The sequence below is a fragment of the Pseudothauera hydrothermalis genome (assembly GCF_003345255.1).
Taxonomy (GTDB): Bacteria; Pseudomonadota; Gammaproteobacteria; order Burkholderiales; family Rhodocyclaceae; genus Pseudothauera; species Pseudothauera hydrothermalis.
The window spans coordinates 2801220-2822113 of record NZ_CP029331.1 but is presented as its reverse complement, the minus strand read 5'-3'; the positions used below and the strand labels follow the sequence as shown (position 1 = coordinate 2822113).

Here is a 20894-nt window from a genome sequence, read left to right as displayed (position 1 = left end):
CTTCAACAGAGAATGCATCTTGTTTTCTTTGAGGACTTCATGGCTTCATTGTTCGCCCCCTCGCGTCTCGCCCGGCGCATCGTTCCTTCCATGCTGGCCGCCGCGCTTGCCAGTGGCCTGACGGTCATTCAGCCAGCCGTGGCACAGTCGGCCGCACCGGTGCCCATCGACCTGCCTGCCCAGCCGCTCGGCCAAGCGCTCAATGCGTTCGCCCGCCAGGCTGGTGTGCAATTACTGGTTGCGCCCGAATTGGTGGCCGGACGCCGTGCGCCAGCGGTAAGCGGCCTGCTGGCGCCGTCCGAGGCGCTGCGCCGGTTGCTCGCCGGCAGCGGACTGGAGGCGGTCGCGCAAGGCGATGCGCTGGTACTGCAGCGCAGCGAACCCCGTCCCGCACCAGGCGCTCGCACGCTGGGCGAGGTCACGGTGACCGCCAGTGGTCAAGCGGAGCATGCCTGGGGACCGGTGCCCGGCTATACCGCGCGGCGCAGCGCCACCGCCACCCGTACCGACACGCCACTCAATGAGATTCCGCAGTCGATCAGCGTCATTACCGCCGAGCAGATCCGGGATCAGAATGCGCAAACCATGCAGGAAGTGCTGCGTTACACCGCCGGCGTGCATGCCGATGTCTATGGCCTGGATAACCGTGGTGATTGGTTCACGCTGCGCGGCGGCAGTCAGGGCTCGACGCTGCTCGATGGCCTGCGTCGGCCGTTGACCGGTTGGTATGGCGTGGTGCGCGACGAGCCCTATGCCTTTGAACGTGTGGAAGTTTTGCGCGGTCCGGCTTCGGTCATGGCAGGTCAGAATGGCCCTGGCGGGGTCGTGAACCTGGTCAGCAAGCGCCCGCAGGCGGAGAGCGCGCGCGAGGTTTCGCTGCAGGTCGGCAATCATGACCATAAGCAGGTGGCCGCCGACCTCACCGGCGCGCTCAACGAAGACGGCAGCGTGCTCTACCGCGTGGTGGCGCTCAATCGTGACAGCGGCACCCAGGTCGAGTACGCCGACATCGAGCGCCAGTATTTCGCGCCCTCGCTTACCTGGAACATCTCGCCGGCCACATCGCTGTGGGTGTACACCCAGTACCAGAACGACCGCAGCGGCAATACCGAGGGCTTTTTCCCGCTTGAAGGCACGCTCTACGACGGCCCCAACGGCCGAATTCCGGTCGAGCGCTATGTCAGCGAACCGGACTGGGATACCTACGGCGGCCGGCGCTGGCGTATCGGCTATGAGTTTTCCCATGCCTTCAACGAGCAGTGGAAGCTCACCCATCGCCTGCGTCATGATGATGTCAAAGGTCGGCATCGAAGCCTCTATGCCAACTACTGGGAAGGGTTTCTTGCCGATGGACGCTCGCTGAACCGCACCTGGTACGCGACCGACGATCAGGGACGCATCACCAATGCCGATTTGTTTATGGAAGGTCGTATCGCCTGGGGCAGTGTCCAGCACACGCTGCTGGTCGGTATGGACGCCATGCGCCAGCGCAGCAGCCGCTTGTATTGGTCCGGTGCGGCTACGCCCTTGGATGTGTATACGCCGGCCTATGGCCAATGGACGCCGCCGGACTTGACCGAAGCAAACACCAGTGCCGCCAACACCGGCGATACCGGGCTGGACCAGTGGGGTCTGTTGCTGCAGGACCAGATGAAGTTTGGCGACCGCTGGGTGCTGGTTGCAGCGTTGCGCCACGACCGCAGCAAGAGCATTTCCAGTCGTGCCGAAGATTTGAAGGTCAACGCCACCACGCATAGCCTGGGCGGCGTGTATCTGGCCGATGGCGGATGGTCGCCCTATTTGAGTTATGCCGAATCCTTCGAGCCGCAGGGCGCGAATCTTCAGGGCAAACCTTTCGATCCCAAACGTGGGAAACAGATCGAAGCCGGCCTGAAATGGCAGCCGGCCGCTTGGCCGGTAACGGCCAGCGCAGCGGTCTACAACCTGCGTGAGACCGGACGGGTGACCGACGGTGAGCTGCCCGGCACCACCCGGCAACTCGGTGATATCGAGGTCAAGGGTGTGGAGCTGGAGTTGCATGCCAATTTGCGGGCCTGGGACCTGGTCGCTGCCTATACCCGCACTGACACGGAGGATCGGGAGACCGGCAAGCGAGTGGCCAACGTACCCAATGAAACCATCGCGCTGTGGGCAGTGCATCGGTTTGGCAGTTGGGGGGTGCCGGGGCTCAAGGCCGGCCTCGGCTTACGTCACGTGGGCAGCACCTGGGACGGCCATGACACTTTGAAAACCGCAGGCGTGGACTTGGTCGATGCCATGGTGTCGTATGACATCGACCGCTGGTTGGTGGCACTCAACGTTTCCAACCTTGCCGACAAGACCTATTTCGCCGCCTGCCTGCATCGTGGCGATTGCTGGTATGGCACCAAGCGCAAGGTCACGCTGAGCGCGACCTTGCGCTGGTAAGTACCCGCGCTGATCACCGGAGAGCCGCCATGCGCGCAATTTTTGTCATCGTTCACCGCTGGTTCGGCCTGGCTACGGCGCTTTTTTTGTTTCTCACCGGTTTGACCGGCGCGGTGATTTCCTGGGATCACGAGCTCGACGAGTGGCTCAACCCGCAGCTCACCACCGCCCGTGCGGCAGGGCCGGCGCGCGACGCTTTGGCGCTGGCGCGTGAAGTGGAGGCGCGTTATCCGCAGGTCGAGGTCACCTTTATGGAGTTGGCTGCCGAGCCGGGGCATTCCTTGGCGTTCTGGGTCGAACCGCGGGTGGATCCGGCCACCGGGCGACTGTACGAGCCTGGTTTCAACCAGGTCTTCGTCGATCCAGCCAGCGGGGAGGAACTCGGCAAGCGCCAATGGGGCGCGGTGTGGCCGGTTACCCGCGAAAACTTCGTCTCCTTTCTCTACAAGCTGCACTACAGTCTGCACCTGCCGGAGATGGGTGGCACCGACCGCTGGGGCATCTGGCTGCTGGGCGTGGTGGCCATCGTGTGGACGCTGGACTGTTTCGTCGCCTTTCTGCTCACCCTGCCGGCCCGGCGGCGGGCGGCGGCGCATGCTGCGGACGAGGCGCTTGCCGGCGATGATGCCGTTCCGCGCGCGCGCAGTTTCTGGCAGCGCTGGGCGCCGGCCTGGAAGGTGCGCTGGGCAGCCGGCAGCTACAAGCTCAATTACGATCTGCATCGCGCCTTTGGCTTGTGGACCTGGTTGCTGCTGTTCATCGTCGCGTTTACCGCTTTCTCGCTGAATCTGTACCGCGAAGTGTTTTTTCCGCTGATGTCCACCGTGTCTCAAGTGACTCCAACGCCTTTCGACCTGCGCCAACCCAGCCCCTTGCATCGGCCTATTGCCGCCGAGCGCGGTCTGGCCGAGATCGTCGAACTGGCGGCCGCCGAAGGTCAGCGACGCGGCTGGAGCGAGCCACCGGGCAGCGTGTTCTACGCTCGCCATTTCGGCGTCTATGGGGTGCAGTTCTTCCACGCCGGCGCCGATCATGGCGCGGGTGGCGTGGGCCACAAGACGCTCTACCTGGATGCCGCCGATGGTCGTCTGCTGGGCGAGCGGCTACCTTGGCAGGGTAGCGCGGCGGATATTTTTGTGCAGGCTCAGTTTCCGCTGCACTCGGGGCGGATCCTCGGCCTGCCTGGGCGCATCCTGATTTCGCTGATGGGCTTGGTGGTCGCGATGCTCAGCGTGACCGGGGTGTACATCTGGTGGAAGAAACGTCGCGCGCGGCTCAAAGCGGCACAGCGTCGTGCGCTGGGCGCTGAAACCGGCGCGGCGCTGGGCTGAAAGCAGCTTGCCAAGCCGCTGACGAACGCCCACCGAAGGGGGCGATGTTGCAGCGGCTGTATGAGTGCTAACATCGCCGCAGCGCGTTGCGGCATACGTGGCGCGCCTGTTGGCATGAGGCGGCGGCAGTTTGTGGTTGGACTGCCTGCGTCGCCAGGCCGGCGATCCGGCCTGTTCCATTTTTCCTGAGGAGCGCGCACACCATGAGCACCGTTACCCTGGGTGGCAACCCGGTCGAAGTTTCCGGCACTTTTCCGGTCAAGGGCACCAAGGCCCCCGCCTTCTGCTTAACCGGCGTCAATTTGCAGGATGTCGGCCTGGATGCTTGGTCGGGCAAGCGCAAGGTGTTGAACATCGTCCCCAGTCTGGATACCCCCACCTGCGCCACGTCCACCCGCAAGTTCAACGCTGAGGCGGCCGGACTGAACAATACCGTGGTGCTGGTGATTTCGGCCGATCTGCCGTTTGCGGCCAAGCGCTTTTGCGAGACCGAAGGGCTGGCCAATGTACACACCCTGTCCACTTTCCGTCACCCTGAGTTTGCGCGCGACTGGGGGGTGGCGATTGCCTCCGGCCCGCTCGCCGGCCTGACTGCGCGCGCGGTGGTGGTGCTGGATGCCGACGACACGGTCATCCACGCCCAATTGGTTGCCGAAATCAAAGACGAGCCGGACTACGCCGCGGCGCTGGCCGCGCTCGGTTGATCTTTGCCCCGGCGGGCGCCTCGGTGCGTGCAACGGATTGGGGGCGCTGGGCTAAACGCAGCCGGGCGACCCCTTGCGCGATCCTGCACGCCGACGCCGGCCCGCCTTTCGCCTTGTTCCGTTAGCCTGCATGCCTAGATTTCTGCATACCGCCGACTGGCAGATCGGCAAGCTGTTCGGCCAGTTCGACGCCGTCGAGGCCGCCTTGCTGGCCGACGAGCGTTTCAACGCGGTCGAGCGTCTCGCCCGGCTCGCTACCGAGCACGCGGTGGATGCGGTCCTGGTGGCGGGCGACGTGTTCGATGTGCAAACCGTCAGCAACCGCACCGTGCACCGCCTGTTTCATGCCCTGGGCGGTTTTGCAGGGCGTTGGGTGATGATTCCGGGCAATCACGATGCTGCGCTGGCCGAGTCGGTGTGGACCCGGGCTGCGCGGCTCGATGCCATGCCGGCGAACCTCACCGTCTGTCTGAGCCCCACACCGCTGTTGTTGGACGATCTGCAGGTGGCGGTGCTGCCTGCGCCGCTCACCCAGCGCAACACCTATAACGATCTCACCGAATGGTTTGCCGCCGCCGACACGCCGGCCGGCTATCTGCGCGTGGGACTGGCTCACGGCAGTGTGCAGGGTGTTCTGGCCGAAGACATCGATTCGCCCAACCCGATTGCCGCAGACCGTGCGGCCAGCGCCCGTCTCGATTATTTGGCACTGGGCGACTGGCACGGCACCCGCGAGATCGACCCGCGCACTTGGTACGCCGGCACGCCCGAAACCGACCGTTTTCGCGCCAATGCTTCCGGTCAGGCGTTGTTGGTCGACATTGCCGCACCCGGCGTCTTGCCGGTGGTCACCCCGATTACCACCGGCCGCTACCGCTGGCACACCATCGCGGCCGAACTGCAGGTTCCCAGCGACCTCGACATGTTGCTGGCGGGGCTGGCCGATTTGGGCGCGACCGACGTGGTGCAGCTTGCCGTGCGCGGTCGCACCGATCTGGCCGGTCACCGCCGTTTGACCGAGGCCATCGGGCAGGCGCAGGGCCGCGCGCGCAGCCTGACCGTCGATCTGGCCGAACTGCGGGTGGATCCCAGCGCGGCGGATCTCGAAGCGCTCGCCGCAGAAGGTTATGTGGCCGACGTGGTCAGCGCCTTACGGGCCGCGCAAGCGGAGCAGGACCCGGCCCGCGCCCAGGCGGCGCGCGATGCACTGGTGATCCTGGCTGGCTTGCTCGCCGCGCGCCGCCCGGTGGGCAAAGGGGCGGGGCAATGAGGCTGACCCGTATCCGCATCGAGCAGTTCCGGCAGTTCCGCACCGCGCTGGAAATCGGCGACCTCGCCCCGGGGCTCAATCTCTTCACCGGCCCCAACGAAGCCGGCAAAAGCACCGTGGTAGCCGCCATCCGCGCGGCCTTCTTCGAGCGTCACCGCTCGGCGAGCGTCGATGACCTGCGTCCGTGGAACGAGCCGAACGCCGCGCCTACGGTGGCGCTCGACTTCGAATTGAACGGGCAGCCCTGTCATCTGACCAAGACCTTTTTGAGCCGCAAGCGCTGCATTCTGCAGCTCGGCCGCGAGACCTTGGACGGCGAGCTGGCCGAGGACCGTCTGGCCGAATTGCTGGGCTTTCAATACGCCGGGCGGGGGGCGAGCAAAGCGGAACACTGGGGTATCCCCGGTCTGCTATGGATCGAGCAAGGCAGCTCGCAGGCGTTGCGCGAGGCGGTGGGACATGCCACCGACCACTTGCGTGGCGCGCTCCACCAATCGCTCGGAGAAGTGACCGCCCGCGGCGGCGATGAACTCTTGGGCGTGGTGGCCGCACAGCGTCATGAATTGCTGACCGAAGCCGGCGCGCGCCCGCGGGGCGGGTACAAGGAGGCGCTGGACAAGGAAAGCGCGCTGGCCGCCGAACTTGCCCAGTTGGACCAGGAAATCGCCCGTTACCGCGAACGCGTGGATGCGCTCGCCGCGCTGCGCCGGGAACACGCCGCGGACGAAGCCGAGCAGCCCTGGCGGGTGCTCCGTGCCCAGCAAGGCGAAGCCGAAGCGCGTTTGCAGGCCGCGGCCGAACTGCACGCGGCGCTCACAGCCGAGCGCCAGCGCGCTGCAGAGCTTGCCAGCCGTATCGATCTGCTGCGTGCCCAGCTCGACGGTTTTGCACGAGAAGAGCAAGCGCTGGCCGCACGCCGGGCCGCACTCGAAAGCGCGCGACAGGCCCACGCCGCGGCCACCGCGCCCCTGGAGAACTGGCGGGCGCGGCTGGTGCAGGCCGAGCGCGCCCTGGAGGCGGCGCGCGCGATGCTGCGCGCGTTCCGTCAGCGCGCCGAGCGCGCTCGTCTGGCGCGCGATGCCGAAGCCGCGCAAAGGCAACTCGACACCGTCACCGCCCAACTGCAACAAGCCGAAGCCGCCCAGTTGCGGGTGCAGGCGTTGCAGCGCGAGATCGCGGCCAACGCCATCGGCCCGCAGGAACTGAAAACCTTGCGCGCGCAGGCGCGCGAGCTGGCAGATATCGACATCCGCTGCAGGGCCGTGGCCACCCGCCTGACCTATGAACTGGAACCGGGACAGCAGATCGCGTTGAACGGGCAGGCGCTGACCGGCCACGGCGAAATCCGTCTGCTGGCCCTCACTACGCTGGTGCTGCCGGGTCTAGGCCGCCTGGAAATCGCCCCCGGCGGGGGCGATCTGGCTGCGCTCACCGCACGCGCGACCGAACTGGCCGATGCACAGCACATGCTGCTCGCGCGGCTTGGGCTCGATTCACTGGCGGCTGTCGAGGCGCGTGAGCTGACGCAAAACAATTTACAAAATGACCTGGCCATTGCCCAGGCCAGCTTACGGGCGCTCGCGCCGCAGGGCCTGGATGCGCTGCATGCCGAGCACACCGTGTGGGCTGCCCGCGCTCAAGAGCTTGCCCAAGCACTCGAACGCTTGCCGCCACCAGCCGACACGCCCGCTGAGCTGCCCACCGCGGCCGAGGCCGAAGCCGCCGAACTGGCCGCCACGCAAACCGTCGATGCCCTGCGCGAGGATGCCCACCGCGCCGAGCTTGCCGCAGCCGATGCCCACAGCCGGCTGGAGGCCGCCATCCGTGAGCATGCTGCCGCACAAGCCCTGTGCGAGGCTCCCGAGCGGGCTCAACGCCTGGCTGCCGCCAGCCGCGAGCTGACCGCGGCGCGCGCCGAGCAGGCCGCGCTGGCTGCCCGCATCGGCGAACTCGAGCGTCAGCTCGCCGCCGCCCGCCCGGAAATTTTGCAGCAGGATGTCGAACGTCTGCGCGCCAGCGCCGAGCAATTGGAACGGCAACACCATGAACGCCGCGAGCGCTTGCTGCGCCTGGAAGTGGCGCTGCAGACCGAAGGCGCACGCGGTTTGGACGAACGCCGCGCCGAGCTTGCCCGCGACCACGCCCAGGCTGCACGGCGTGTGGCCGAGCTACGCCGTCGTGCCGCAGCGCTCGACCTGCTGTTGGATCTCTTGCGCGACCAACGCCGCGCGCTCACCCGCCGCTTGCAGGCGCCGCTGCAAAAGCATCTCAACCGCTACCTGCAACTGCTGTTTCCGCAGGCCAGCATCGAAATCGACGAAGACCTGGCCCCAGGGCCGCTGATCCGCCCTAAGGGCGGCGGCAGTGAATGGAGCGGGTTTGAGGCGTTGAGCTTCGGCGCGCGCGAACAAATGGGGGTGATCGCCCGCCTGGCGTATGCCGACCTGCTCGCCGAAGCCGGCCGCCCGACGCTGCTCATTCTCGACGATGCGCTGGTGCACAGCGACGCCGAGCGTCTGGCGCAGATGAAACGGGTGTTGTTCGATGCTGCCACCCGCCATCAAATCCTGCTCTTTACCTGTCATCCGGCCAACTGGCGTGACCTTGGGGTGGCGGCGCGCGCACTCGCAGCGCTGCGAGGGTAGTCAATGCGCCGGACGGCACCCGAGGCCGCCGGGCCTCATAGCGGCGGCAACGGTGTGATACATTCGCCCTGATTCCCCTGGACAAAACAAAACCGGTAGGCATCCATGAGCACGCAAAGTAACCCCGTGGTATTCGGCACCGAAGACATACTCAGAAGCCTATGCAATTCGGTGACCAAAGTACTGAGTGTGGCCACCAACAGCCAACTGCATTACTCCGCCATGGTCCAGCGCATTACCCGCACCTGCCTCAAGCCGGACATTGGCTGCTTCGTCCTGTTCGACGGCGGTTTTTCCGGCCTGGTGGTGATCAACTTCTCCGCGCCGGCGGCAATGGAACTTTACGAGCGGTACATGCTGAACATGGGCATGTCCAAGGACGAGCTGGCCAGCGCCTACACCTCGGACGAAGTCAGTAATGTCATGGGCGAGCTGATGAACCAGATCGTCGGCGACTTTACCGGCAAGGTGGCGCGTGAGCTGCAAACCCACATCACCCAGAACCAGCCCAAGATGCTGGCGCTCAACAAGCAAGTGATGCTGAGCGTAGACACCAACCTGGATGAGCCCGAAGCGCGCCGGGTGACCTTTTTCACCGGGCGCAACAATATCTTCTACCTCGAACTGGCGATCGACCGCACCGAGTTCATCAAGATGAACGACTTCGTCGCCGACGAAGCGCCCGACCCGGACGCGCTGATCGATCAAGCCGGCCAGCAGGCCCAATCCAACGCAGCGCCGTCAGCGGCCGACGACCACGATGAACTGCTGAAGTCGCTGGGAATTTAGCTCAGCGCAGTCGTTTTGCATTTGCCTGCTACAAGCCGAACCCTTTGCGTAGCAGTAACAACACGGCCATGCCGGCGATGAACGGCAGCCAGGGGTTGCGCAATCGGCTACAGACCAGGATCACTACGATCCCCGCGGCGAGCTTGGGGTTCTGCAGGGTCAATTCGCCTTCGGTCAGCAGCAGGTCGGGCGCGATCAGGGCAGCCAGCGCCGCGGCCGGCGCGTAGCGCAGCGCACGCTGCAGGGTCGCTGGCAGGCGGGCGCGTTCGCCGGGGATGATGAAACTGCCGCGGGTCAAGATGGTGGTGCTGCCAATGGCCGCCAAGGTCAGCCACAGCCACAGTCCCTCGCTCATGCCTGCCCCCTGCGTTGCTGCCAGTGTTCTGCGGCAAAGCCGGCGGCAATGCCGGCCAGGATGCCGGCGATCAGGCCGAGCTTGAGCGGCAGCCCGCGCAGCAGCACCGCGCCCAGACCGCCGGTGAGCGCGGCGACCAGCATCGGCCGGGTGGCGCTCATCGGCACCAGCATCACCATCAGCGCGATGGTGGCCATAAACTCCAGCGACCAGTCCGCCGGCAGCACGCCGGCGCCGAGCACGCCGACCAGTGCGAACAGCTGCCACAGCACCCAGCACCAGACCGAAGGCGCGATGTAGCAGCCCCAACGCCAGTGCGGATCGTCCGCGGCCAGCAGGCGCTCGGACAGCACGGCGAACACCCCATCGACCAGCAGATAGCTGGCAAGGGTGCGGCGGCGCTTCGAGTAGCCGGCAAAGGCCGGCGCCAGCGCGGCGGAAAAGATTACAAAGCGCAGGTTGAGCACCAGCGCGGTGAGCACCAGCAGCCACAACGGCGCACCGGCAGCGATCAGCGGCAAGGTGCCGAGCTGAGCGGTACCGGCAAAGACGATGATGTTCATGCCCATGGCTTCGAGCGGGCTGAGGCCGATGGAGCGCATGGCCACACCGGTCACCACCGCCCAGGGGATCAGGCCGACCGACACGGGCAGAAAGGCGCGCCAGCCTTCAATGGCGCCGCGCCTGAAGGATTCATTGAACATGGGGTAAAAGTTACGATGCTACCGTGTGTGCAAAGCCAAGAGCATAGCAGCGCGGCCTGGCCTTGCAGAGTCCGGGTTTACGTCAACGTCAATCCAGAACGGGCACCGGTTGGCTGCCTAAGCGCTGGCAGGGTTTCAGCAGGGCTTTGAATAAACGGCTGCGAAGGGCCATCCGGGCGACGTTTTTCAACGACGTGTCAGCCCTCACGTCCTAGCAGCCCGTGCTGGCGCAGATACTGCTGAATGATTTCCAGCCGGCTGATTACGTCGTCGAGCTCCAGCAACGCTTGCCGGGCGCGCTGCGGAATCGGCAATAGCTCTGCATAACGCGCGCCCACCCAGGCGGCGTCGTCGAAGCGGTGCGGCGCCGGCAGCGGGTTGCCGACCTCGGCAGCGATCGCGCCCAGCAGCGGCAGAATGTCGGCCTGCGCCTCCGGCACCGGGCGTGACGGCGCGGGGGGTAGCCAGCGCACCGTGGCGGTGAGCAGCCCGTCGGGCTGAATGTGGCGGTCTTCGATGCGAAAACGCCGCCCGCCGCGGACCAGGATGGACAGCACGCCGGTCTCGCGCATGTCCCATTGCTCGATTGTGGCTTCAGTGCCGACCGCGCAGGGTACGGCCGGCGCCCCCACTTCCTGCCCAGCGGCGATCAAGCATACGCCGAAGCTCGATTGCTCGCGCAGGCAGCGTGCGGTCATGTCCATGTAGCGCGCCTCGAACACGCGTAGCGGCAGCAGTCCGTCGGGAAACAATACCGCGCTGAGCGGAAACAGCGGCAGGCGCGCGGTGTCAGCGCTCATCATTGGCCTCCTCGCCGGCCTCGCCCCAGCGCGGCATCAGGCTGTGTGCGACGCCCAGCTGGTCGAGGATGCGCGCGACCACGAAATCCACCAGATCGTCGATGCGCTGTGGGTGGTGGTAAAAACCCGGACTGGGCGGCAGGATGACCACGCCCAGGCGCGCCAGGCGCAACATGTTCTCCAGATGCAGCGCGGACAGCGGTGTCTCACGCGGCACCAATATCAGCTTGCGGCCTTCTTTGATGACCACGTCGGCGGCGCGCTCGATCAGATTCTGCGCCAGACCGGCGGCAATCGCCGCCAGCGTGCCCATGGTGCACGGGCATACCACCATGGCGTCCGGTGGGTTGGAGCCGGAGGCCGGCGGGGCGAACCATTCCTCGCGGCCGAACACCCGTAGGCGGCCGTCGACATCTTTGAAGCGCTCGCGCAGCGCCGCCTCGAGTTCGGCCGGACGCGAAGGCAGCTCGATGCCCATCTCCTGACGGGCGACGATCTGCGCGACTTGCGAATACAGCAGCCATACCTGGCAGCCGGCCGCCAGCAGGCAGTCGACCAGCCGCATGCCGTAGGGCATGCCGGAAGCGCCGGTGAAGGCGACGGCGATGGTCTTGTTCATGGGGTGACGCGAACGGTTGGGTACAGCCCGCAGTGTTGCACGCCGGCCGCGTCCGGGCAAAGTGCGGCGCACGCAAGCGCACGCTCAGGCGGCAAGGCTTTGGCCGTCGGCGCCAAGTGCCAGCCCCAGGCGGTTTAGCCCGCTGACGATGGCGCGGATCGAGGCGGTGACGATGTTGCCGTCCAGCCCCACACCGTAGCAGTCGCCGCGGCCCGGCGCGGCCAGTTCCACGAACGCACAGGCGCGCGCCTCGCCGGCGTCATGGCTGGGGGCGAGCGAACGCTCTTCAAAGCTGCGCACGGTGATGTGGATGCCGGCGCCTTGCAGCGCATGCACTGCGGCGTCGATCGGTCCGTTGCCTTCGCTCACCAAGAGGTGGCGGGTGCCGGCGATCTCCACCACCAGGCGGATGCCCTGCGCTGCGCCGTGCTCGAAGAGGTGGTGCTCGACGTAGCGCACCGGCTCCACGGTGTCGAGATAGGTGGCGCTAAACAGCGCCCAGATCGCCGCTGCGCTCATTTCGGTGCCGGTGGCATCGGTGACTTTCTGCACCTCACGCGAGAACTCCACCTGCAGGCGGCGCGGCATGACGATGCCGTACTCGGTTTCCAGCAGGTAGGCGATGCCGCCCTTGCCGGACTGGCTGTTGACGCGGATCACCGAGTCGTAACTGCGGCCCAGATCGGCCGGGTCGATCGGCAGATAGGGTACGTTCCACGGGGCGCCGGCCTTTTGGGCGGCGAAACCCTTCTTGATGGCGTCCTGGTGGGAGCCAGAGAAGGCCGTGAACACGAGATCCCCCACATAGGGGTGGCGGGGGTGGATGGGCAACTGGTTGCAGTGCTCGACGGTGCGCGCTACTGCGTTGATGTCGGAGAAATCGAGCCCGGGGTGGATGCCCTGGGTGTAGAGATTGAGCGCCAGCGTGACGAGGTCCACGTTGCCGGTGCGCTCGCCGTTGCCAAAGAGACAGCCTTCGACCCGGTCGGCGCCAGCCATCATGCCAAGTTCGGCGGCGGCTACACCGGTGCCGCGGTCGTTGTGCGGGTGGAGCGAAAGCACCACGCTGTCGCGCCGCGCAAGGTGGCGGTGCATCCACTCGACCTGGTCGGCATACACGTTGGGCGTGGCCACTTCCACCGTGGCCGGCAGGTTGAGGATGACTTTGTTGGAAGGCGTGGCGCCCCATTCGGCGGTCACCGCGTCGCAGACTTCCTTGGCGAACTCGAGCTCGGTGGCCGAGAAAGTCTCCGGGCTGTATTCGAGGGCAATCTCGGTGCCGCATTCGGCGCGCATCGCTTCGCCGAGCTGCTTGATCAAACGCACCGCGGACACCGCCAGCGCGACCACCTGCGGTTTGTCCATGTTGAACACCAGTGTGCGGAAGGTTGGCGAGGTGGCGTTATAGACGTGCACGATGGCCCGGCGCGCGCCGCGTACCGATTCCAGGGTGCGGCGGATGAGGTCCTCGCGCGCCTGGGTGAGCACCTGGATGGTGACATCTGCGGGGATGTGGCCGCCTTCGATCAGGTGGCGAACGAAGTCGAAGTCGGTTTGCGAGGCCGACGGAAAACCGACTTCGATCTCCTTGAAGCCGATCCCGCACACGGTGCGGAACATGCGCATCTTGCGCTCGACGTTCATCGGTTCGAACAGCGCCTGGTTGCCGTCGCGCAGATCGGTGCTCAACCAAATCGGCGGCCGCGCGATGACCTTGTTCGGCCACTGACGGTCGACCAACGCGATGGCCGAGAAAGGGCGGTACTTTGCGGACGGGTCGGACAACATCATGGCGGCACTCCGAGGATTTAGTGCTGAATCTGCAATAGAGAAATCTTAGGCGAGTGGGCTCGGTGGAAGATTGCGTTGTTGCGCTGCGATGACGCGATTTTTGGCACAATATTGCAAAACAATAGATTAAATCGAAATTTACTGCAGTGTGGTGATTCGAATGACCAACAAGCTGCAATTGGACCGCTACGACCGCCAGATCCTCGAGCTGTTGCAGCAGGATGGGCGGATCAGCAACCAGGATCTGGCCGAGCGGGTGGCGCTGTCGCCCTCGTCCTGCCTGCGCCGGGTGCGTGCGCTGGAAGAATCCGGATTGATCACTGGCTACCGGGCGCTGCTCGATGCCAAGAAGCTGGGTCTGACCCTGATGGCGCTGATCCACATCTCCATGGACCGCCACACCCCAGAGCGTTTCGACCGCTTCGAGGCCGAGGTGGCCGCCATTGCCGAGGTGCTCGAATGTCTGCTGATTACCGGGCAGGATGCCGACTACCAGCTCAAGGTCGTGGTGGCCGACATGGATGCCTATCAAGAGCTGCTGCTGCAGCGCATCACCCGCATTCCCGGGGTGACCGGCGTGCATTCGAGCTTCGTGCTGCGTCGCGTGTTGGACCACACCGCGTTGCCGTTGCCGCAGAGCTGACCGTCCGCTGCGTGCTGGCTCATGCTAAGTTCGCAGCCATGCAAGGCGTGCCTGAAGTTTTCGACGATGCGCGCGACACCGCGCGCTTTTTCCGCCCGGCCCACCGCAAGGGGGTGGAGTGCTATCGCGCCCATATCGTGCGTCACGCTTTTGAGCCGCATAGTCACGATGGCTTTGGCTTGGGCGCCATCGAAACCGGGGTCGAACGCTTCCGCTACCGCGGCGCCGAGGTGCTCGCACCAGCCGGCTCGCTGGTGCATATGAATCCCGACGAACTTCACACCGGGCGGGCCGAGACCGCAACCGGCTGGCGTTACCGCATGCTTTATTTGGATGCCCAGGTGGTCGAGGAGATCAGTGGCGAGGGTAGTTGGTGGTTTGGCGACGCGGTGTGCGAGGATGCAGCCGCCGCGCAGCGTGCCACCGCGTTGCTCGAGGCGCTATGGACTGCCCGCGAGCCGTTGGCTTTTGACAGTCTATTGGCCGAGCTGCTTAGCGTGTTCCGCCCCCAGGCGCGTATCGGCCGCGCCGTACAGCGGGGTGGCGCGCCGCGCTTTGCGCCGGTGTTGGAGTACTTGCGCGCCCAACTTGCCGAACGCATCACGCTGGAGGAGTTGGCTGCGGTGGCCGGGTTGAGCCCGTGGCATTTTCTGCGCAGCTTTCGCGCGCACTACCACGTCACCCCGCAGCAGATGCTGATGGCGTTGCGTCTAGCCGAAGCCAAGCGCCAGCTCGCTGCCGGCAAGCCGCCAGCCGAGGTGGCCGCGGCCACCGGATTGAGCGATCAGGCCCATCTGACCCGTGCCTTCGCGCGGCGCTACGGGGTTACTCCGGCGCGTTACCAGCGTCAGGTGCGCGGCACCTGAATCGGCGGCCGCCGCAACATAGTGGTGGTGCCCCCAGGGTGTGTGCCACCGAAAGCTGCGCACCGTCCTCCAAGCGCAATCCTGTTCAAGACGAGCGCCGCTGACGCGGCCACACTGCCGGCCTCATGTGGATCGGAATTCTTTACGCACTCGCAGCCGGGCTGCTGTGGGGGCTGGTATTCGTCGGCCCGCTGTTGCTGCCCGAGTATCCTGGTGCGCTGCAGTCGGTGGGGCGTTACTTTGCCTTCGGCCTGATTGCCCTGCCGCTGGCCTGGGCAGACCGCCGCGCGCTGGCGCGGCTCACCCGCGCCGATTGGGTGGAGGCGCTCAAGCTCGCCGCAATCGGCAACCTGCTGTATTACTTGTGCCTTTCGAGCGCCATCCAGCGCGCCGGCGGACCGCTGCCGACGATGATCATCGGCACGCTGCCGGTGGTCATCGCGGTATGCGCCAACCTGCGCCAAGGGGCGCGCGACGGCCGCTTGCCATGGGCGCGGCTGGCTTTGCCGCTGACGCTGATTGCGAGCGGCATTGCCTGCGTCAATCAGGTCGAACTGGCCGCGCTGCGGGCCGATGCGTCGGCCGATCCGGCCGATTATGCGTTCGGGGCGCTGCTGGCAGTGGGGGCGCTGCTGTGTTGGACTTGGTATCCGCTGCGCAACGCGCAGTGGCTGCGCGCGCACCCGGACCGCAGCCCGCGTGCGTGGGCCACCGCGCAAGGCGTGGCGACCTTGCCGTTGGCGCTTGCCGGCTATGCCCTGTTGTGGGGCGGCATGGCCTTGGGTGGGGCGCAGTTTCCGATGCCGTTCGGTCCGCGGCCGGGGTTTTTCATCGGTTTGATGTGTGCGATCGGCTTGCTGGCCTCGTGGGCGGGCACCTTGTGCTGGAATCAGGCCAGCCAGCGCCTGCCGACCGCGCTGGCCGGCCAGTTGATCGTGTTCGAAACGCTGGCGGCGCTGACTTATGCGTTTCTGTTGCGCGCAGCCTGGCCCGCGCCGGTGACCCTGGTGGGCATCGTGCTGCTGGTGCTGGGGGTGGTGGTTGCGGTGCACAGAATGTCCGCGCACTCGGATGGCAGCCGGGGCTGAATCGGGCGCTGTCGGAGCAATCGCCTAAACCAATGTTCGTAAAGGTTTATTTCGTGAAACAAGGCGATTGTGCGCTAGGCTTTTGCGAGGCAAAGGCGTAGAATCCGGCGCCTTTCCCGATTCAGTCGTTCGAGGAGCGCCCGATGCGCTATCCCTCCCGTTTTGATGTCATCGTGGTCGGCGGCGGTCATGCCGGAACCGAAGCCGCGCTGGCCGCGGCGCGTATGGGTGCCGCGACGCTTTTGCTGACCCACAACATTGAAACCCTGGGGCAGATGAGCTGCAACCCGTCGATTGGCGGCATCGGCAAGGGGCATCTGGTCAAGGAGGTCGATGCTTTGGGTGGGGCGATGGCCGCGGCCACCGACGAGGCGGGCATTCAGTTTCGCATTCTCAACGCCTCCAAGGGGCCGGCGGTGCGCGCCACCCGCGCTCAGGCCGATCGCGTACTGTACAAGGCAGCGATCCGCCATCGCCTGGAAAATCAGCAAAATCTGTGGCTGTTCCAGCAGGCGGTGGATGATCTGACCGTGACCGGCGATCGGGTCACCGGCGTGGTCACCCAAATCGGCTTGCGCTTCGAGGCGCCCGCGGTGGTGCTGACCGCGGGAACCTTCCTCAACGGGTTGATTCACGTCGGCCTGCAACATTACGCCGCGGGCCGTGCCGGCGATCCGCCAGCGATTTCCTTGGCGGCGCGGCTCAAAGAGCTGAAGCTGCCGCAGGGGCGGCTCAAGACCGGCACGCCGCCGCGACTGGATGCGCGCACCATCGATTTTTCGGTCATGACCGAGCAGCCGGGCGACGATCCGGTGCCGGTGTTCAGCTTCCTTGGCTCGGCCGCCCAGCACCCGCGCCAGTTGTCGTGCTGGATGACGCAAACCAACCGGCGTACCCACGACATCATCCGCGCCAATCTGGACCGCTCGCCGATGTATTCCGGGGTGATCGAAGGCGTGGGGCCGCGCTATTGTCCGTCGATCGAGGACAAAATCCACCGCTTTGCCGACCGTGACAGCCACAATATTTTTCTCGAACCGGAAGGTCTGCAGACGCACGAAATCTATCCGAACGGCATTTCCACCTCGCTGCCTTTCGATGTGCAACTCGAGATCGTGCGTTCGATTCGCGGCCTGGAGAACGCCCATATCCTGCGTCCCGGTTACGCCATCGAGTACGATTATTTCGATCCGCGCCATCTCAAAAGCTCGCTGGAAACCAAGTCGATTGCCGGGCTGTTTTTTGCCGGGCAGATCAACGGTACCACCGGCTACGAGGAAGCCGCTGCCCAAGGGCTGCTGGCCGGCGCGAACGCTGCGCTGCAGGTGGCCGGACGCGAGCCATGGTGCCCGCGCCGGGACGAAGCCTATCTGGGGGTGCTGGTCGATGATCTGATCACCCGCGGGGTGTCCGAGCCTTACCGGATGTTTACCTCGCGCGCCGAATACCGCTTGCAGTTGCGCGAGGATAACGCCGATCTGCGGCTCACCGAAAAAGGGCGCGAATTGGGCTTGGTCGACGATATCCGCTGGGCGGCTTTTTGCGCCAAGCGTGAGGCGATCGAACGCGGCACCGCTAAGCTCAAGGCCGCCTGGGCGCGCCCCGAGCAGATTCCGCTGGCCGACCAGGAGCGTGTGTTGGGCAAGGCGCTGGAGCGGGAGCAACGCTACTTCGAGCTTTTGCGCCGCCCCGAGACCCGCTATCTCGATCTCATGAGCCTGCCCGGCGCGCCGCAAGCACCGGAAACCGATCCGCAGGTCATCGAGCAAATCGAAATCGCGGCCAAGTACCAGGGCTACATCGACCGCCAACAGGACGAAGTGGCCAAACAACTGGAGGCTGAGAACATCCGTCTGCCGGCCGATCTGGATTACACCCAGGTGCGCGGCCTGTCCAAGGAAGTGCAGCAAAAGCTCACCGCCGGCCGGCCCGAGACCATCGGCCAGGCCAGCCGCATCCAGGGGGTAACCCCGGCGGCCATCTCGTTGCTGCTGGTGTGGCTCAAACGCCATGAAGCGGTCAGCCGCAACGTCGATGACAGGCGCAAGCGCGCATGAGCGCGCTCGCCCCTTACCGAGATCGGCTGGCCGCAGGTCTGTCTGCGCTCGGCCTCGCGTTGCCGGCGCACACACAAGACCGGCTGCTGGCTTTTGGCGAACTGCTGCTCAAGTGGAATACGGTCTATAACCTTACTGCGATCCGCACGCCGCAAGAGGTGATTACCCACCACTTGCTCGATTCGCTTGCAGTGCTGCCGTATCTGGAGGGTATCGGGCGGTTGGCCGACATTGGTTCTGGAGGGGGATTGCCTGGCATTGCGCTGGCGATTGCGCGCGCCGACCTGCACGTCGTGTCGGTGGAGGCGGTCAACAAGAAAGCGGCTTTTCAGCAACAAGCCAAAATCGAACTCGGACTGGACAATTTTCGCCCCGAAAACGCCCGGGTGGAAAAACTCGCCTCCGCGCCACCCTTCGCTGCCGTGATCTCGCGCGCGTTTGCAGATCTGGCGCGGTTTGTCGAGTTGGCCGGTGCGCTGCTCGCACCGGACGGCCGCATGATGGCAATGAAGGGAGTCTATCCTGAGGATGAAATCGCCCGCCTGCCGGCGGGTTGGCGTGTCGATCGGGTCGTACCGCTGGCTGTGCCGGGGCTGCAGGCAGCGCGCCATCTGATCATCCTGAAAAGGGATGGCATGGAGCACAAAGGGGATTGAATGGCTCGCATTTTCTGTGTTGCCAACCAGAAAGGCGGGGTCGGTAAGACCACCACCTGCGTGAATCTGGCCGCGGCTTTGCATCTGGCAGGTCAGCGCACGCTGCTGGTCGACCTCGATCCGCAAGGCAACGCCACCATGGGCAGTGGCGTGGACAAACGCACGCTGGATAAGTCGGTGTATCACCTGTTGGTCGGACTGGCCACACTGGACCAAGCGCGTGCGGCGTCGCCGACCGGTGGCTTCGACGTGTTGCCCGCCAACCGCGATTTGGCCGGGGCCGAAGTGGAGCTGGTTGACCTGGCGCGGCGCGAGAACCGCCTGCGCGATGCGCTCGCGGCGTTCGATCGGGACTATGACTTTGTGCTTGTCGATTGTCCGCCTTCGCTGTCGATGCTCACCCTCAACGGGTTGTGCGCCGCCCATGGCGTGATCATCCCGATGCAGTGCGAATACTACGCGCTGGAAGGCTTGTCCGACCTGGTCAATACCATCAAAAAAGTGCACGCCAACCTCAACCGCGACCTGAAGATCATCGGTCTGCTCAGAGTAATGTTCGATCCACGCGTAACCTTGCAGCAACAGGTCTCTGCGCAGTTGGAGAGCCATTTTGGCGACAAAGTGTTCCAGGCCATCGTGCCGCGTAACGTGCGCCTGGCCGAAGCGCCCAGCCACGGCATTCCCGGTGTGGTGTTCGACCGCACGGCCAAGGGCGCGCAAGCCTACATGGCCTTTGCGCAAGAAATGATCGAGCGGGTCAAAACCCTGTAATCAACTCCATCACGCCATGACGCCACCAAAACTAAAAGGCCTGGGCCGCGGCCTGGACGCGCTGCTGGCCGCCAACCGCGATGACGATGCCGAGCGCGGCGCGCTGCAAATCTTGCGGATCGATGCATTGCAGCCCGGCAAGTACCAGCCGCGTACCCGGATGGATCCAGGCTCGCTCGAGGAGTTGGCCGCCTCGATCAAGGCCCAAGGGGTCATGCAGCCCATCCTGGTCCGTCCGCTCGAGGCGCTCGGCGGCGCGCCGCGCTACGAAATCATCGCTGGTGAACGCCGCTGGCGGGCCGCACAGATTGCCGGGCTGAGCGAAGTACCCTGCCTGGTGCGCGAAATTCCAGACGAGGCGGCGCTGGCCATGTCGTTGATCGAAAACATCCAGCGCGAAGACCTCAATCCGCTGGAGGAGGCCAGCGGTATCCAACGCCTGATCGACGAATTCGGTATGACGCATCAACAGGCGGCCGATGCAGTCGGGCGCTCGCGCCCGGCAGCCTCCAACCTGTTGCGTCTTCTCAACCTGGCGGCACCGGTGCAGGAGTTACTCATGGCCGGTGACATCGACATGGGGCATGCGCGTGCTTTGCTACCGCTCGATGGCGCCAGCCAGATTCAGCTTGCCAACCAGATTGCCGCCCGCGGTTTGTCGGTGCGCGACACCGAGCGTATGGTGCAGCACCTGCTCAACCCGCGGCCGCAAAAAGCCCCGGCAACGCCAGACCGGGACCTGCAGCGGCTGGAAGAGGAGCTGTCCGACCACATCGGTGCGACCGTCAAGATCAAAGCCAACCGCAAAGGCGCCGGAGAGGTGGTGATTCGCTTCGGTAATCTGGATCAGCTCGACGGCTTGCTGGCCAAGCTGCGACCGTAAGTCTTGCCGATGTAGTCATCTATAAGATGTATGACGACAGATTGGCGCGTTGTGCACCGCGTCGAAAGTTTGACTTTGTTGCGGTTAACCCCTAGTATTCACCGGATTTTCAACGCGGTGGCGCGGCTTTGCGGCTCACCGACACCTCGCAAATGCTGAAGGCGGTGCTTCTCCAGCTTGGCGCAACCCTCCTGGCAACGGCCATTGCGGCCGTTTTTTTCGGGCTGCGCGGGGCGGCTTCCGCTGCGCTGGGCGGTTTGTCGGTGGTGATTCCGAGCGGGCTTTTCGCGCTGCGTCTGGCGGTACTTGCGCGTCGGCCGGCCGGTGCGCGGGTTGCCACCTTTGTCGTCGGCGAGCTGTTGAAAGTGTCGTCGATCGTGGTGTTGTTGGCGTTAGGTGTGGCGCTGTATCCAGACGTCCATTGGGGCGCGCTGTTGATTGCGCTGATCCTGGCGCTTAAAGCGAATTTGTTTGCATTTTTGGTAAAGACCTGAC

General features: G+C 65.1%; 19 protein-coding genes. 14 read left to right on the top strand and 5 right to left on the bottom strand.

Annotated features, from left to right (window positions below; translation table 11 throughout):
• Positions 1–39: 39 nt before the first annotated feature.
• The 6 genes from DIE29_RS13465 (at position 40) to DIE29_RS13440 (ending at position 9166) form a co-directional block, all read left to right on the top strand.
• A complete protein-coding gene (locus DIE29_RS13465; protein WP_205409742.1) occupies positions 40–2427 on the top strand; it encodes a TonB-dependent siderophore receptor in 2388 nt (795 codons plus the stop codon).
• 29 nt (positions 2428–2456) lie between these two features.
• Entirely contained in the window at positions 2457–3758 is a 1302-nt protein-coding gene (locus tag DIE29_RS13460) for a PepSY-associated TM helix domain-containing protein (RefSeq protein WP_102042814.1), read from the top strand.
• Between the two features lie 203 nt (positions 3759–3961).
• A complete protein-coding gene (gene tpx, locus DIE29_RS13455) occupies positions 3962–4462 on the top strand; it encodes a thiol peroxidase (RefSeq protein WP_102042813.1) in 501 nt (166 codons plus the stop codon).
• A gap of 130 nt (positions 4463–4592) precedes the next feature.
• Positions 4593–5732 (top strand): metallophosphoesterase family protein, encoded by a 1140-nt coding sequence (locus DIE29_RS13450; RefSeq protein WP_114650132.1) that lies wholly within the window; start codon positions 4593–4595, stop codon positions 5730–5732.
• Positions 5729–8377 (top strand): AAA family ATPase, encoded by a 2649-nt coding sequence (locus DIE29_RS13445; protein WP_114650131.1) that lies wholly within the window; start codon positions 5729–5731, stop codon positions 8375–8377. The genes DIE29_RS13450 and DIE29_RS13445 overlap by 4 nt, the downstream gene beginning before the upstream one ends.
• Before the next feature lie 105 nt (positions 8378–8482).
• A complete protein-coding gene (locus tag DIE29_RS13440) occupies positions 8483–9166 on the top strand; it encodes a DUF3334 family protein (RefSeq protein WP_102042810.1) in 684 nt (227 codons plus the stop codon).
• Positions 9167–9194: 28 nt separating this feature from the next.
• Here the strand turns inward: DIE29_RS13440 and DIE29_RS13435 are convergent, their stop codons facing one another.
• The 5 genes from DIE29_RS13435 to leuA all read right to left on the bottom strand — a co-directional run bounded on the left by DIE29_RS13435 (position 9195) and on the right by leuA (position 13435).
• Positions 9195–9521 carry an AzlD domain-containing protein gene (locus DIE29_RS13435; protein ID WP_102042809.1) on the bottom strand — a complete coding sequence of 109 codons (327 nt, stop codon included), beginning with the start codon at positions 9519–9521 and terminating at the stop codon, positions 9195–9197.
• Entirely contained in the window at positions 9518–10225 is a 708-nt protein-coding gene (locus DIE29_RS13430; protein WP_102042808.1) for an AzlC family ABC transporter permease, read from the bottom strand. Before DIE29_RS13430 ends, DIE29_RS13435 begins: the two co-directional genes overlap by 4 nt.
• 197 nt (positions 10226–10422) lie before the next feature.
• Positions 10423–11025 (bottom strand): LON peptidase substrate-binding domain-containing protein, encoded by a 603-nt coding sequence (locus DIE29_RS13425; RefSeq protein WP_102042807.1) that lies wholly within the window; start codon positions 11023–11025, stop codon positions 10423–10425.
• Positions 11015–11644 (bottom strand): flavin prenyltransferase UbiX, encoded by a 630-nt coding sequence (locus DIE29_RS13420; RefSeq protein WP_102042806.1) that lies wholly within the window; start codon positions 11642–11644, stop codon positions 11015–11017. The genes DIE29_RS13425 and DIE29_RS13420 overlap by 11 nt, the downstream gene beginning before the upstream one ends.
• Before the next feature lie 84 nt (positions 11645–11728).
• Positions 11729–13435, bottom strand: a complete 1707-nt coding sequence (gene leuA / locus DIE29_RS13415) for a 2-isopropylmalate synthase (RefSeq protein WP_114650130.1) — start codon at positions 13433–13435, stop codon at positions 11729–11731.
• 172 nt (positions 13436–13607) lie between these two features.
• Between leuA and DIE29_RS13410 the strand changes: the two genes are divergently transcribed.
• From DIE29_RS13410 to DIE29_RS13375, 8 genes are all read left to right on the top strand, one after another.
• On the top strand, positions 13608–14078 hold the full coding sequence (locus DIE29_RS13410) for an Lrp/AsnC family transcriptional regulator (protein ID WP_174202352.1): 471 nt from the start codon (positions 13608–13610) through the stop codon (positions 14076–14078).
• Positions 14079–14116: 38 nt separating this feature from the next.
• On the top strand, positions 14117–14944 hold the full coding sequence (locus tag DIE29_RS13405) for an AraC family transcriptional regulator (protein ID WP_114650128.1): 828 nt from the start codon (positions 14117–14119) through the stop codon (positions 14942–14944).
• A 125-nt stretch (positions 14945–15069) separates the two neighbouring features.
• Positions 15070–16032, top strand: a complete 963-nt coding sequence (locus DIE29_RS13400) for a DMT family transporter (RefSeq protein WP_114650127.1) — start codon at positions 15070–15072, stop codon at positions 16030–16032.
• Positions 16033–16175: 143 nt separating this feature from the next.
• A complete protein-coding gene (gene mnmG / locus DIE29_RS13395; protein WP_114650126.1) occupies positions 16176–18089 on the top strand; it encodes a tRNA uridine-5-carboxymethylaminomethyl(34) synthesis enzyme MnmG in 1914 nt (637 codons plus the stop codon).
• Positions 18086–18745, top strand: a complete 660-nt coding sequence (gene rsmG, locus DIE29_RS13390; protein ID WP_114650125.1) for a 16S rRNA (guanine(527)-N(7))-methyltransferase RsmG — start codon at positions 18086–18088, stop codon at positions 18743–18745. The genes mnmG and rsmG overlap by 4 nt, the downstream gene beginning before the upstream one ends.
• Entirely contained in the window at positions 18746–19516 is a 771-nt protein-coding gene (locus DIE29_RS13385) for a ParA family protein (protein ID WP_102042798.1), read from the top strand.
• Positions 19517–19532: 16 nt separating this feature from the next.
• Positions 19533–20399, top strand: a complete 867-nt coding sequence (locus tag DIE29_RS13380; protein WP_102042797.1) for a ParB/RepB/Spo0J family partition protein — start codon at positions 19533–19535, stop codon at positions 20397–20399.
• A 152-nt stretch (positions 20400–20551) separates the two neighbouring features.
• Entirely contained in the window at positions 20552–20893 is a 342-nt protein-coding gene (locus DIE29_RS13375) for an ATP synthase subunit I (RefSeq protein ID WP_102043313.1), read from the top strand.
• Position 20894: the final 1 nt, after the last annotated feature.